The 12,746-nt window shown below is 62.9% G+C and carries 14 protein-coding genes; 3 read left to right on the forward strand and 11 right to left on the reverse strand.

Features of this window, described 5'->3' with window-relative positions:
• Positions 1-160 precede the first annotated feature (160 nt).
• The 11 genes from ACFQU0_RS02115 to ACFQU0_RS02165 form a co-directional block, all read right to left on the reverse strand.
• Positions 161-2,380, reverse strand: a complete 2,220-nt coding sequence (locus ACFQU0_RS02115; RefSeq protein WP_382198389.1) for an AAA family ATPase — start codon at positions 2,378-2,380, stop codon at positions 161-163.
• Positions 2,335-3,090, reverse strand: coding sequence for a hypothetical protein (locus tag ACFQU0_RS02120; RefSeq protein WP_382198391.1), 756 nt, complete (start codon positions 3,088-3,090; stop codon positions 2,335-2,337). The genes ACFQU0_RS02115 and ACFQU0_RS02120 overlap by 46 nt, the downstream gene beginning before the upstream one ends.
• Positions 3,090-3,512, reverse strand: coding sequence for a DUF6511 domain-containing protein (locus ACFQU0_RS02125; protein WP_382198393.1), 423 nt, complete (start codon positions 3,510-3,512; stop codon positions 3,090-3,092). Before ACFQU0_RS02125 ends, ACFQU0_RS02120 begins: the two co-directional genes overlap by 1 nt.
• Positions 3,509-5,182, reverse strand: coding sequence for a DEAD/DEAH box helicase (locus tag ACFQU0_RS02130; RefSeq protein WP_382198395.1), 1,674 nt, complete (start codon positions 5,180-5,182; stop codon positions 3,509-3,511). The genes ACFQU0_RS02125 and ACFQU0_RS02130 overlap by 4 nt, the downstream gene beginning before the upstream one ends.
• 15 nt (positions 5,183-5,197) lie before the next feature.
• On the reverse strand, positions 5,198-5,803 hold the full coding sequence (locus ACFQU0_RS02135; protein WP_382198397.1) for a hypothetical protein: 606 nt from the start codon (positions 5,801-5,803) through the stop codon (positions 5,198-5,200).
• A 2-nt stretch (positions 5,804-5,805) separates the two neighbouring features.
• Positions 5,806-6,681: an ATP-binding protein gene (locus tag ACFQU0_RS02140; protein WP_382198399.1), complete on the reverse strand. Its 876-nt coding sequence runs from the start codon at positions 6,679-6,681 to the stop codon at positions 5,806-5,808.
• Positions 6,678-6,992: a hypothetical protein gene (locus ACFQU0_RS02145; RefSeq protein ID WP_382198401.1), complete on the reverse strand. Its 315-nt coding sequence runs from the start codon at positions 6,990-6,992 to the stop codon at positions 6,678-6,680. Before ACFQU0_RS02145 ends, ACFQU0_RS02140 begins: the two co-directional genes overlap by 4 nt.
• Positions 6,993-6,997: 5 nt before the next feature.
• The gene (locus tag ACFQU0_RS02150; RefSeq protein ID WP_382198403.1) at positions 6,998-7,468 is read right to left on the reverse strand and encodes a hypothetical protein; all 471 of its coding nucleotides are present in this window, start codon (positions 7,466-7,468) and stop codon (positions 6,998-7,000) included.
• Positions 7,465-7,677 (reverse strand): helix-turn-helix domain-containing protein, encoded by a 213-nt coding sequence (locus ACFQU0_RS02155; protein WP_382198405.1) that lies wholly within the window; start codon positions 7,675-7,677, stop codon positions 7,465-7,467. The genes ACFQU0_RS02150 and ACFQU0_RS02155 overlap by 4 nt, the downstream gene beginning before the upstream one ends.
• A gap of 182 nt (positions 7,678-7,859) precedes the next feature.
• Positions 7,860-8,867, reverse strand: a complete 1,008-nt coding sequence (locus ACFQU0_RS02160; protein WP_382198407.1) for a hypothetical protein — start codon at positions 8,865-8,867, stop codon at positions 7,860-7,862.
• Positions 8,830-10,059 carry a hypothetical protein gene (locus ACFQU0_RS02165; RefSeq protein ID WP_382198409.1) on the reverse strand — a complete coding sequence of 410 codons (1,230 nt, stop codon included), beginning with the start codon at positions 10,057-10,059 and terminating at the stop codon, positions 8,830-8,832. The genes ACFQU0_RS02160 and ACFQU0_RS02165 overlap by 38 nt, the downstream gene beginning before the upstream one ends.
• A 207-nt stretch (positions 10,060-10,266) precedes the next feature.
• Between ACFQU0_RS02165 and ACFQU0_RS02170 the strand changes: the two genes are divergently transcribed.
• Genes ACFQU0_RS02170 through ACFQU0_RS02180 form a run of 3 tightly spaced genes read left to right on the forward strand, consistent with a single transcriptional unit; the run spans position 10,267 to position 12,733 of the window.
• Positions 10,267-10,590 carry a helix-turn-helix domain-containing protein gene (locus ACFQU0_RS02170; RefSeq protein WP_382198411.1) on the forward strand — a complete coding sequence of 108 codons (324 nt, stop codon included), beginning with the start codon at positions 10,267-10,269 and terminating at the stop codon, positions 10,588-10,590.
• Positions 10,587-11,501 carry an ImmA/IrrE family metallo-endopeptidase gene (locus ACFQU0_RS02175; protein ID WP_382198413.1) on the forward strand — a complete coding sequence of 305 codons (915 nt, stop codon included), beginning with the start codon at positions 10,587-10,589 and terminating at the stop codon, positions 11,499-11,501. Before ACFQU0_RS02170 ends, ACFQU0_RS02175 begins: the two co-directional genes overlap by 4 nt.
• A gap of 17 nt (positions 11,502-11,518) precedes the next feature.
• Complete coding sequence (locus tag ACFQU0_RS02180; protein ID WP_382198415.1) at positions 11,519-12,733, forward strand: hypothetical protein; 1,215 nt, start codon at positions 11,519-11,521, stop codon at positions 12,731-12,733.
• The last annotated feature ends 13 nt before the right edge of the window (positions 12,734-12,746 follow it).

The following is a 12,746-nucleotide window of genomic DNA, read 5'->3' on the forward strand; positions in this document are numbered from 1 at the left end:
GCAGCGTTGCCAACTTGCCAATTTGCCGACAACGTTGCAAGACGTTGATTTGAAACGGATTGAAGTTGGCAGGCCTTTGCCAACTTGCCGAAGTTGGCAAAAATCGAGGGGAAGTTGGCAACGTTTTTGCCAACTTGTCGGTGCGTGTTCATGCGGGCTCCTAAAGGTTGTTGATGTCGTCTTGGTAAACCCACACATCGGGGTTCTCGACCGGCAAAGCGGCCCCCGATTGCGGGCATTTGTAATGGGTGGGTTGGACGGTGAACTCGCGCAGTGGCACCTCGCCGGTATCGGGATCGGGCTCACCGGCGACCGTGCGCAGGACCATGGCTTCCACGCAGAGGTAGCCAAACTTGGTGCGGGCGGATGGCAGTTCGTAGTCCGAGGCGTTGCGGAAATACTTGATGTAGCCCTGCGTAGAGAGCGCTGACAAACGCTCACGGATCGTTCGCTCGCCACCCAGGCCCGCTTTCCCCTCGAACCCTTCGGCGAACTGGTTGGCCGTGTAACAGCGTCCCTGAGCGGCCTCATCAAACAGGATTTGCAGGATCACATCGCGTTTGCGACGGCGTTCTGCATCCAGGCGTTCGCCGTAGTCCTTCATCACGAGGCGGTCGTTGGCGTCGACCTCCCGCCACTCGCCGCTGATCTTGTCGACGTGTTTGAGCGGAATACCGGCGCCGTTGCGCAGCTCGAAGATGAGCTGGCGTGTCGTACGGGTCTCGTCGGGCCGGAACAGCAGCATCCCGGTCGAGTAGTAGCCGCGCAGGCTGCCGGCGCCCGCCAGAGCCTGGAACGGGTCTTCCTCGAACTGCTTCTTGCCGAGTTTCTTGGTGTGGTGGGCCAGGATCACCCCGGCATCTGGGTTGACCGCCTGACGAATTCGGTCAACACGTTGCGAGAGGAAGAACAGCATCGCGCCGTTGTCGTTTTCGCCACCGGCGTCGCCACCATCGAACACATTGCGGATGGGATCGATGGCGATGATGTCCGGAGGCTCGCCGCCAAACGCATTCGCAATGGCCGGAATGACCTGCGCGAGGCCAGCGTCGTCCAGCACGAGGCGCAGTTGGGGCGTGGCCACGAAATTCGAGCGGGCATCCAAGAGCCGGCTGGCCGGGATGCGCACCTCTTTGACCCGCTCACGCAGGTAGTGGTACTGCACCTCGGCCTGCAGGTAGAACACGCGCAGGGGTCGCGGTGGATGCATCCCGAGAAAGGCTGCGCCAGCAGCCATATGGGTCAGCCAAGCCAGCAGAAAGTCGCTCTTGCCAACCTTCGGCGCGCCGCCAAAGACCAGCATCCCTGCCGGCGTGAGCACGCGCGGAGAGATGAGATCAGGCGGCAGTGGGGAGTCGTCATCCAGCAACGCACCCAGCGTGAAGGTCGGCAGCATCGGCGACGCCGCCTTGACCACCCGCCGCTCGCCCTGCGCAATGAACTCGGAGCAGTCGAATCCCTCGGCAGCAGCATCGGCAGCGTCCCACTTGTCGGGCTTGTCCCATGGCGGCACCAGGATCGAAACGGAAGCACAGCCCGCCGCTACGCAAGCGCGTGCCGCGTTCTCGGCATAGTCCAAGCCTGGCGCATCGCGATCCGGCCAGATCAGCACGGAGCGTCGAGCCAGCGGACGCCAGTCGGTCTTGTCGATCGGCGCCTTCGCGCCGTTCATCGCGGTGGTCGCCGGGATGCCGCAAGCAATCAAGGCATCGGCGCACTTTTCGCCCTCGACCAAGACGACCAGTGAGGACTTGGTGATCGCCGGCAGGTTGTACAGAGGTCGCGGATCAGGCGCCCGCCACATCCGAGCTCGCACATCCCAAGGGCGGTACTCCTTGCCAGTCGGCGGGTCGTAGCGGTAGACGCAGGCGATCAGATCGCCATCTGGTGTCAGGTAGTCCCACTTTGCTGTGTAGGGACCAAGCTCATCGACGGCAACGGTGCGGACGGCGTGACGCGCCACGGACTGCGCAGGTAGGGCGATACCCAGCCATTGCCGGAGTTCTGTCGCCAGCCTCGGGAAGTCGTGTCGGGCGGAGAGTCCCTGGGAGCGTGCCCAAAGGTCGATGACATCACCGCCCTCGTCTGTGGCAAAGTCCTTCCACAGACCGCGACGGGGACCCTCGAGCTCGACAACCAGGCTCTTGCCAGGCGAGCCGTCGGCGTCGCCCACATAGAACTTGCCGCCCCGGATGCGGCCTTGCGGGAACAGGTAGTGCAAGACCGCTTCCAGCCGATCCAGCAGGCCGGTGCGCAGTGCCTCGGTGTCACTGATCAGATCCTCGCGCGGTTCGGCAGCGTCGTTGAAGTCCAGCCACACGATGTTGTTGCCCATCACGTCGCCCTCCAGCAACGGTCCTGCCAAAAGCAGAACTTGCATTCGACGTGGGTCGGTGTGGTGGCGTGGCGCGGCAGCAGCTCACCGGACTCGGATGCCGAGATCACCCGGACAGCCCGATCCGACATGCGCTGCGCCAGTCCACCGTCAAACGGCACCAGCTCGAACCAGATCTCCTGAGAATCCTTGTTGATGGCGGTGAACAGCGCAGGATTACGAGAGATGCCCGGAACCGTCGCTTCCATGTAGGCCTGGTAGATCGCCATCTGGGCGGCATAGACGGGCTTGGAACGAGCGACACCGTGCCTGACCGTATCGCGCCAAGACTTGTCGTTCATGGTCTTGCATTCCCACAGCGACGGGCACTGGAGCCCGAGATCACTGGGGGCGGCGTTGATCACGCCATCGACATGGCCCTGGATGCGGCCGCCTGCCACTGAGAAGCCAAACTGGCCGCCGTTGGCTTTGCGCGTGTACAGGTCGAACCCAGCCAAGCGCAACCAGCGAATGGCGACGTCTTCAAGTGCATGCCCAACTTCGAATACACGCAGGATGCGGCCCGGGATCTCTCGGCCAGGATCAACCGGGGTTCTCAGGTACTCGTACTGGAGCGCCCGCTCACAGGCGACACCGAGTCTCGACGCGCCGAGGTAGGTGCGTGATGCCTGGCCCTCACGATCCTTGGCAAGGGCGGCATCGATCAGGTCACTGATCTGTTCATGGACCTTGGGGCGGTGGTTGAAGTCCAGCATCAGAGCGGCACCCCCTTCGGAGATGTCTGGCCCTGGCGTGCCAGGCGTTCCTCCAGGAAAGCACGGTCCTTTGCGGCCATGCGCTCGTGCTCTTCGATCATCTGGTCCTGATATGCCGTGACCACGACGTCGATGAGGGTCAGTACCTCCTCTCGGGTGTAGTCCGCCAGCGGGCGCTCCATACCGATCGAGCCCACGTATTCACCCAGCGGCGACAAGCACGCGCGCATCGCGGCCAGCTCCATGTCACTCGGATCGATCATGCGAGCCTCCGTCTTGGTCATGAGCAGACAGAACGCGTCCTGACAACGGCGCGAACAGAACACCCACTTGTTTGAGTAGCGATTCGGGTCGCTCGGCTTGATCCGAGGGTTGAACCAGCCGTACCCCTTGGCCTTGCGGTAGCAGATCGCGCATTTCAAGCTGCCTCCCGCTGACCGTCGTTGGCCGCGACGACCAGACGCTGGATCGACGACTTGTTGAACTGGAAGGCCAACAGGGCCGATGCCTGGTAGCGGGTCATGCCGAAGTCCGCACGCATCTGCTCGGGGATGTAGCGCAACTGCTTTTCCGTGGGCGGCTCGTTGAGCCAGCGCCGGGTCTTGTAGGCGGAGTCGGCGGACTCGTGGTCGTTGAGCCAGTCGTCGGCCTTGGCCATGCAAACCGTGCGCTCGCCGACGGCCAGCAGGTGCGGCCTCAAGTCCTTCCCGCCACCGACGGCGTGCCAACGGCCATTGAGAAAGAAGATGCCGCCCCATGCGTTGAAGCCGGTGGCCATGAGCGCGTCGTCATGCCCGAACAGGTCGCACCAGCGGAAGTTGGAGCGTTTGAGCAGATCGATCTCGCTCATGACGAAGTCCGCCAGCACGCCCAGTTCCTGCGGCGCCCGCTCCCACACATGCCCACAGAGCGGGCACTCCATGCAGGCCAGCGGAACGATGGCGCCGCAATCTGGGCAGTCCTTGGTTGGCGCCTCACCTTCGCTCTGATGGCCGTCGAGGTTGATCTCTTGTTCGATCGAACCGTGCATCAAGCTGGCTGTGCCGAAGTCCAGGACAATGCACTCGGTCTTGATCACGCCCGGAAATTCCTCAGGGTCGACAGTGCGCAGCCCGCGACCGACCATCTGGATGAAGGTGGACTTGTAGGAGCTGGGCCGCAGCAGAACGACGCAGCTGGTGGGCGTGTAGTCGTAGCCTTCGGTGAGCACCGCCACGTTGACAACGACCTGAGCACGCCCGGTCTCGTAGTCCGCCAGGCGCGCTTTGCGATCCGAATCGGACAACTCGCCATGGACGAGCACGGCGTGCACGCCTGCGTCGACAAATGCATCGCAGACGTTTTGCGCATGGGCAACCGTCGAGCAGAAGACGATGGTCTTGCGCGACGACGCGTTCGCCTTCCAGTGTTTGATCACCGCTTCCGTGATCAGCCGCTTGTCGAGAATGGATGCGACTTCGTCCATGTCGAAGTCCATCGCGGTGCGGCGGACGTGGCGCAGTGCGTCCTGCACGCCGACGTCGATCACGAAGGTCCGCGGCGGAACAAGGTGCCCGGCCGCGATCATCTCGCCCAGCGTGATCTGATCGGCGACGTTGGAAAAGACCTCGCGCAGGCCCTTCCCGTCACCGCGATTCGGCGTGGCCGTCAGACCGCAGATGCCAGCGCGAGGATTGCGGGCCAGCACTGAGTCAATGACTGCACGGTAGGTCGGCGATGACGCATGGTGCGCTTCGTCGATCACGAGCAGATCCAAGGTGGGCATCTGGTCGAGATGAGCCTGACGCGACAGGGTCTGCACCATCGCGAACGTCGCCTGACCGCGCCAGGACTTCTCGTTGGCATCAAACACGGACGTGCTCATGCCAGGATTCACCCGCGCGAACTTCTCTCGGTTCTGGCCGGTCAGCTCGGTACGGTGGGCAAGGATGCAGGCTTTCGCATCGGGCTCGACCAACACCCTGCCGGTGACAGCCGACAGCATGATGGTCTTGCCCGATCCAGTCGGCGCAACAGCCAATGTGTTCCCATGCTCGTCAAGCGCAGCCAGGGTGCGCTCGACCAGGAGGGATTGACGGGGACGGAGCATCATGACCGTTGCCCTCCGTCACTGCGCCCAGCTGGGACGGCCCGGTGTGGGTGCCCGGCCGGTGGCCTGCGCGTAGGCGTTGCGTGCGCTGGGCGCCTGGGGAGCAGGTGCGGGCTGACGCGCTCCGCCCATCAGCGCCGCGTAGTCCTTGTGGTCCGGCGTGATGGCCGCCTTGATGACGCTCTTGTCCTGGCCGTTCTGGTCCTTGTCCCAGTCGACCTTGCCCAGGAACTCGATCCCATCGAGGTCGGCGAATCCGCTGATGCGTCGGGCGTTCTGCGCCGCCGGGCTGTTGTCGCCGGGATGGACGCCGCGCGCCGAGTTGAGGATCGCCTTGACGAAGGTGCGACCCATGTTGGCCCACTCCGGGCCCTTGGGGCTGTGCAGGCCGATCAGCGACCACATCTTGCGGCGGGCGAACTCACCCTCCATGACGACGAACTCGCAGTTCAGGTAGACCGAGCCGGTGTTGTCGTTGCGGGTGGCGTAGCCGCCAGTCCATCCTTGGGACGCGTCATCGAAGCCACCCGGGCGAATGGTCATGCGCACGCGGACCACGGTGCCCTTGGGGATCAGGTCGAAGGACGTCTGCTCTGAAGCGGAATTGAAGTCGAAGTAGGTCATGATCAGGACTCCTGAGTCGAAGTGGATTCGGGGGTGGAAGCGGCGTTGGGGCGAGCGAAATCGAGTCGCTCGATGGCGGGTTTGGCCGGGCCAGCGATCTTTTCCATCAGGCGGCCGAGATGCGGCTCCTCGATGGCGTCAAGCCGACCGGAACGGTCCTTCGCCGGGTAGTTCCATGGGTTCAGCGTGTGGCAGACGAATGCCCGGTAGCCACTGCCGTCGTCGGCCTTGAGTTCGGCCAGGGTCACGACCTCGTCGACGATCCCAGGCAGCTCGAGCCCGGTCTTGGAGCCGTCGATCTGCAGCGAGAAGATGCGGCGGTTGAAGTCGTCCAGGGCCTCATTCAGGATGCCGACGAACCACACGTTCTTGCGGCGCGTGTGCTGCAAGTGCGTGAGCCAGCCGATCATTTCCTGGCCCATCAAGCCGTAGGCGCCACGGCTGTCGGGCTTGCCGGTCTTCTCCGAGTAGGCTTGCGGCTGCCCCTTGCACCACTGCAGGCACAAACGTCCAGCCACGGTGATCGAGTCGACGAAAACGGTCTCGTACTTGTCCAGGACCGACGGATCGCCGAAGCGCGCGCACACGGCGTCGAAGTGGGCCTGGCTGTAGGGCTGGTCTTCGCGCAGTGCCGGGTTCGGGCCACCGATGAAGACCGCGAAGTCACGGCACTCCTGCCAAGTGCGGGGGCGGATCGTGTCGCCGGCCCAACCTTCGACTGCGAGATCGCCAGCCTCGAGGTCGAAGAACAAGGTGGCGGTGGGCTTCAGTGTCCAGAGCTGGGAGGTCTTGCCGATGCCGCTCTTGCCAACGAGTACGCCCTTGACGCCACGGCGTTCAGCCAGGCGCTGGTCGGCGGTGATGATGGGCAGGCTCATTTCCCGCCCCCTTCACCGCCCAGATCGGCAAATGCAGCGGCCACCGTGGTGACACCCAGCGCGCCGCGCTTACGGGCCAGGTCGTAGAGATCGCGCAGACCTTGGAGGCGGCGGTGGTGCATGCGGGACTCGGCTTCTATGCCCTGAATCGCGAAGGCCAGGTCGTCGACGGTCGCATCCTCCAACGGGCGCACCACTTCATCGGCACGATTGCCATCGAGGGCCGGAATGCGGATCGTCTCCGGCAGGTCCCGCAGGTACATCTCGGACTGCTTGAGCAGCAGCTCGATCAACGTGGATTTGGTTTTCATGGTGATCACTCCTGAATCAGTGAGAGGCGGAACCCGGGCCTGCCGGTCTTGAGCGTTCGCGCCGGGGCAAACGCGCTCTTCAGCGTCTCGGGCCAAGCGTTGAACTTGGTCTCGGAGATGCGGTAGCTGATCTCGACGTACTCGGCGGGGTCTTCGCCGTTGGCGGCGATGCGGCGGGTGATGTCGTTCAGCTTGGCTTGGTCCCACTCGACCTTCTTGGGCAGGTCGGCGGTGATGCGCACGTGGCCATCATCGAAATGCACGACACCGGTGTCCTTGCCGGCCGCCAGGCGCAGTTGGTGGGCACGCTGGGCGTACCGCAGATCCAGAGCGCGATCGACGTGTTCGACGATGGCCTTGGCGGCAGCCAGCAGATCGGCCGCATCGTTCTTCAGTTGGAACAGCGAATCGCTGGACCGCTCGGCGAGCTCGCCGGCTGGCGTGGCCAGCACTTGATCGGGGGTGAGGTGGCTCATGTCGCACCTCCCGCATCGGCGCGCTCGGACGTGCTCTTGCGCAGGCTGTCGGACTCGAAGGCCTCGACGTCCTCAAGGCGATAGAGAACTCGCCCCTGCAGTTTCAAAAAGACCGGACCGATTCCTTCGGACCGCCAGCGTTCCAGTGTGGCTTCGCTGACGTCCCAACGGTCCGCCAGTTGGCGTTGGTTGAGGTGTTTGACACTCACGTTTTTCTCCTTTCGGGTGGTTACGAAAACGTGAGGTCATCTTCAAATTCGGCATGTACGGGCGTCTGCCGCCGCCATGTACGGGCTGATGTGCGGGCACGGCCGCAGCGCGAGAAAGCGAGCCGCAGAAAGCAAAAAACCGCCCGAAGGCGGCTGTGCGTGGGGCGTCTGGCAGGTGCTGGTCAGTCCAGGTTGAATCCGTAGTGGCCGGCGCCGTCACCAGCGATGTAGTCCTCCCAGATCGAGTTTCCACTGAAGATGTTCTGGATGCGCTGGCTGCGACCGGACTTCTTCGTCCCGTACACCGCGCCCAAGATTTCATGGGCGGGAACCCAACGCCGCCCGTTTTCGAACTGCTCGAACAGATAGCTGACGACCGCAATCTGCCTGGGGCCCTTGATCGCCCAGGGCTTGTCGGACTTGGTGGCGATGACCAGCGAGTTGGTGTAGCGGTCGAATCTGACCGGCAGAGACTTTTCCAGCTTGCTGCCCGATGGGGCTAGCAGCAGCCGGTGGATCAGGTCGATGTCGAAGTGCGGCTTGAGGGCATGGTCGACCAGTGCACTCGCTATTGGGACGATGCGGTAAGCACGTGGCGGCGCAACGATGTCGGGCAGTGACTGACCGGTGGTGAAGATCAACCCCTGGTCGGGGAGCGACGCAGCACGGAAGTGCTGAAACACCGTGTCGGTCGATGACGAGAGACCTCGGACCAGCCAGGCGTCGACATGCGTGTCTGCTACGCGCATCTTGCCGAGGCGCCACAGGACACCGTCGATCGTCGGGGCCGTGATACCGCTTCGTTGCACCTGTGGAACGCCGAGCAGGTCCGCCAGGTACGTGAGCAGCTTCACGGCATCGACCGCATGGACGGCGACCAGATCAGCAGAGACGTACTTGGTGCGGAATGTCTCGGGGCACCGATAGCGATACTGCCCCGGATCATCGTCTTCCTCGATATCGACCGGAACGCACTCATCACCGCTGGCGGCCAGGTAGGTGCCTGCAAAGCCAATGCGCTCGGTCCATGCTGCGAGATCGCGCTTGGACAGCGCCGCCCGACGCGAGAGCTCCCAGCCAGGCATGCCATGCAGCCTCTGGCCACCGCCATCGGCAACGGCGTGGATCGATCGTTCGAACAGATCGATCTGCTCAAGCAGCGAGCGCGTCGACAGGTTCTTCTGCGACATCGCTGATCTCCTTCACCAGATTCCATTTCGCCAGCAGCCTGTCGCACAAGGCACGGTCCTTTTCGCGTTTGGTCTTGACGTTGCACTTGTTGTCGTCGCGCAGGATCACGGCAATCGTGCGTGCCCGTTCCTTGCCGACCTTCTTGATACGGATGGAAAGCTTCGCGTAGTTGATGTGGTGGTTGCGGAAGTCGAACGACAGAGAAATCAGGGAACGTGCGGCGGTGTAGATGTCGTCGACGTCCTTGGCCCAGATCTTCACCAGCAAAGAGCGATGGTTGGCGGTTGTGTAGCCGAGTTCGATCACCTTGACCGATGCCACGTCCTCGCCAACCAGATTGAAGCTGCGGGGCGCGGCAAGGCTCTGGTAGTCGTACTGCTTCAGCGGGATCTTGTCGCCGGTGAGGGGCGACTTCAGCAGCGAGGCCGCCACGATGCGCGCCAGCGCCTCGCGGCCGTCGGTGTCTTTGGACAAGACCTCCAGGTGGCCATTGGCGGGCTCGTAGGTGATGTGCGAGGACACAGCGCGAATCACCTCCTGCGGCACCAGTTCGCTGGCCTGGACCCGATCGATGATCTCGGGCGGGCGGTTGTGATGCACGCTGACCTGGTACAGATCGACGTCTTCGCCGGTGAGTGTGTCGGGGCGAAGCCGCTTGAAGATCTGGACGGCAACGGTGTCCGCTGCACAGCCAAGTTGATGGGCAACGGCCTGGTGGAAGACCTGGCGAGCCGCCGCGTCATCCAGGACCGTCAGGTCCTTGGGAGCCACATAGCCAGAGTAGCAGGAGGCGCTCTGGCGAAAGACGTCCGCCTGGCGGGCATTCAACGCTTCCTCGAACAGCGCGGGCGTGTTGATGTACAGCCACAGCGCGCGTTCGTACTGGTTAGGGATGGCTGCGAAGGCCGCCTTGGCATCGTCGCCGACGATGTCCTGGCTGATGCCCGCGATGACGTCCTGCCCTGCGCCGTCTGAGAGCAGCACGATGCGTTCAGCCACCTCCTCGATCTTCCGCCGCGCACTCAGGTCCTGGGCCGACAGGACGGACTCCATGACGGCGCGCTGTTCCTGCTTGCCCTGCTTCTTGTCCAGATCCGGCATTGCCAGACCGAACTCCCCCACCATGAATTCTCGGAAGACCGCCGGCGGCAGGTGGCCGAGCAGCTTGGACAGGTTTTCAGCATCGTTCATTGACATTCCCCCTTAGCAAGGTGTTGATTGGGTTGGCACCAGCCCGAGCCGCCCCATCTTGTTCTTGGGGGTTTCAGACCGTTTTTGTTCGGTGTACCGAACGATTGAGATTATTTCTGGTCGGATAAGGGTTTGTCAAGCAGGTACGTTTTCGTTCGGTATGGTGGTATTATTTTCGGCTTGGAGCAGACCAATTAGGAGCAATCGGTGCCATCACCCCTGGGCGACAAGATCCGCGCACTGCGGAAGCAGAAGAAGCTCAGCCTTGAACAACTGGCGGAGCTGACCGAATCCAGCAAGAGCTACATCTGGGAGCTGGAGAACAAGGACGACCCGAAGCCGTCAGCGGAGAAGATCGGCAAGATCGCCACAGTGCTAGAGGTCACGACCGAGTTCCTGCTCACCGAGTCGACGACGCCTCCTGGTGAAGAGGTCATCGACGAGGCCTTCTTCCGCAAGTACAAGAGCATGCCGGACGACACCAAAAAGCGGCTGCGCAAAATCCTCGACGCCTGGGACGACGACGAGTGACCGACCGCAAGCAGCCTATGGCGGAGGCCAACCGCATCTCGTCCATGCTCAACATGGTGCTGGGAGCGAACCGCTTCCCGGTCAAGGTCGACGAGGTCGCTCTGGAGTATTCCCGACAGTGCTTTGCCGACTCGCCCGTGGACAAGGTTCACGGTGAGGATCTGGACGGCATGGAGGGGATGCTTGCCACCAACAAGACGCGCTCGAAGTGGTTGATTGTCTACAACAGCTCCGTCCGGTCCGAGGGACGCAAACGTTTCACGATCGCGCACGAGTTCGGTCACTACATCCTGCACCGTCACGGCCAGGATCGGTTCCAGTGCGGTGATGACGACATCGAGACGGGTGATGGCAACGACCGGGACATTGAAACCGAGGCTGACAAGTTCGCGTCGACCCTGCTGATGCCACTGGACGATTTCCGCAAGCAAGTCGATGGCCAACCCGTCAGCTTCGACCTGCTGGGTCACTGCGCTGAACGCTATGGCGTGTCGCTGACGGCCGCCGCACTTAGGTGGACGGAGATCGCCGAGAAGCGCGCAGTCCTCGTGGCAAGCCGTGACGACCACCTCCTGTGGTCAAAGTCGAACCAGGCCGCCTTCAAGTCCGGCGCCTACTTCGCAACGCGCAAGAACACCATCGAGCTGCCTCAGGACGCTTTGGCGCACAGCAATAACCTCTTGGATGTGGGTGCTCAGACCCAATCGACGCGGGCGCAGACATGGTTCCCGCGCGAGCCAGCGTCCATGCCACTGACCGAAATGACCAGGGTCGCGGGCCAATACGACTACTCGCTGACGCTGCTGTTGATGCCGGACGCTGAGTGGCAGCGGCCACAGCATGACGATGGCGAACCCGAGGAGGACACCTTCGATCGGTTCATCCGAAACGGCCAGCACCCCGTTCGGTAGTCCATGGACGATCACTCATGACCACGCACAAGTGGCAATTCAGCACCCGCTTCCGCCGTCACGCCTTTGGCTGGCGATCAGACACGCCGATCCAGCGAATCAAAGAAGCGCTCGCTGAAGTCAAGGCGGTCGCGCGTAAGGAACCGGCGATCGCGGCCGAGGGTGCCGTGACCCTGCTAGAGAAGCTGTCGCCAGCGCTGGAGCAGGTCGACAGCTCTTCCGGGGCCCTGGGCACCGCAGTGAACCGGGCCATTGAAACCTTGGTGCCCATCATCGCCAAAGCCGATGTCGATCGGCGCGTTCGACAGCGTTGGCTGGAACGCCTGTGGCAGGCCTTGCAGGACGACGAGATCCCCTACATCGAATCCCTCGGCGAGCACTGGGGCGAGCTGTGCGGCACCCCGGAACTGGCCGTGGTGTGGATCGACGAATTCCTGCCTCTTGTCGAACACGTCTGGAGCCCTCGATCCACCGGTCACGGGTTCTTCAAGGGGACGAGCGCATGCCTTGCGTCGCTGTATGCCGCTGGTCGCCACGATCAACTGCTCGCGCTGCTGGAGAGGGCGCCGTTTAAGTGGTGGCACGACCGCAAGTGGGGCGTCAAAGCACTGGTGGCGACGGGCAAAAAAGCGGAGGCGATTCGTTACGCCGAGCAATCGCGCAGCCTGAACGATCCGATCTGGCAGATCGCCGAGGCGTGCGAGGACATCCTGCTGTCGTCGGGACTGGCCGACGATGCATACCGGCGCTACGCGATCGAAGCCAACCAAGGTACGACCAACCTGGCCACCTTCCGGGCCATCGCCAAGAAGTACCCGAGCACGCCACCAGAGCAGATCTTGCGCGACTTGGTTGCCAGCAGGCCAGGCGCCGAAGGCAAGTGGTTCGCGGCCGCCAAGGATGCCGGACTGTTCAACGTCGCTATCGAGCTGGCGACCACCAGCCCTACCGATCCGCGCACGCTGGCCCGAGCGGCCAGAGACTTTGCCGAGAGCCAGCCTGAGTTTGCAGTTGCTGCCGGCCTTGCTTCGCTGCGTTGGATCGCGCTCGGGCACGGCTTCGAAATCACCGAGGCCGATGTGCTCGACCCCTACTCGGCCGTCATGAGGGCGGCATCAACTGCAGGCTTGGACGCGCAGCAGATCAAGACTCGGATCAGGGATCTGCTGGCCTCAACGCCCACCGGCAACCAGCTCATTAAGTCCGTCCTGGCCAATCACCTGGCCACCTGATTCGGTCTCGTTT

Source organism: Hydrogenophaga defluvii (genome assembly GCF_042665235.1).
In the GTDB taxonomy this organism is placed as follows: Bacteria; Pseudomonadota; Gammaproteobacteria; order Burkholderiales; family Burkholderiaceae_C; genus Hydrogenophaga; species Hydrogenophaga defluvii_A.

Bases quoted from the DNA above. Each gene is read 5' to 3' on its own strand.
- ACFQU0_RS02120 (WP_382198391.1), bottom strand. From the start codon at position 3,090: ATGCTGGACTTCAACCACCGCCCCAAGGTCCATGAACAGATCAGTGAC.
- ACFQU0_RS02160 (WP_382198407.1), bottom strand. From the start codon at position 8,867: ATGTCGCAGAAGAACCTGTCGACGCGCTCGCTGCTTGAGCAGATCGAT.
- ACFQU0_RS02135 (WP_382198397.1), bottom strand. From the start codon at position 5,803: ATGACCTACTTCGACTTCAATTCCGCTTCAGAGCAGACGTCCTTCGAC.
- ACFQU0_RS02180 (WP_382198415.1), top strand. From the start codon at position 11,519: ATGACCACGCACAAGTGGCAATTCAGCACCCGCTTCCGCCGTCACGCC.
- ACFQU0_RS02140 (WP_382198399.1), bottom strand. From the start codon at position 6,681: ATGAGCCTGCCCATCATCACCGCCGACCAGCGCCTGGCTGAACGCCGT.
- ACFQU0_RS02115 (WP_382198389.1), bottom strand. From the start codon at position 2,380: ATGCAAGTTCTGCTTTTGGCAGGACCGTTGCTGGAGGGCGACGTGATG.
- ACFQU0_RS02150 (WP_382198403.1), bottom strand. From the start codon at position 7,468: ATGAGCCACCTCACCCCCGATCAAGTGCTGGCCACGCCAGCCGGCGAG.
- ACFQU0_RS02165 (WP_382198409.1), bottom strand. From the start codon at position 10,059: ATGAACGATGCTGAAAACCTGTCCAAGCTGCTCGGCCACCTGCCGCCG.
- ACFQU0_RS02145 (WP_382198401.1), bottom strand. From the start codon at position 6,992: ATGAAAACCAAATCCACGTTGATCGAGCTGCTGCTCAAGCAGTCCGAG.
- ACFQU0_RS02130 (WP_382198395.1), bottom strand. From the start codon at position 5,182: ATGATGCTCCGTCCCCGTCAATCCCTCCTGGTCGAGCGCACCCTGGCT.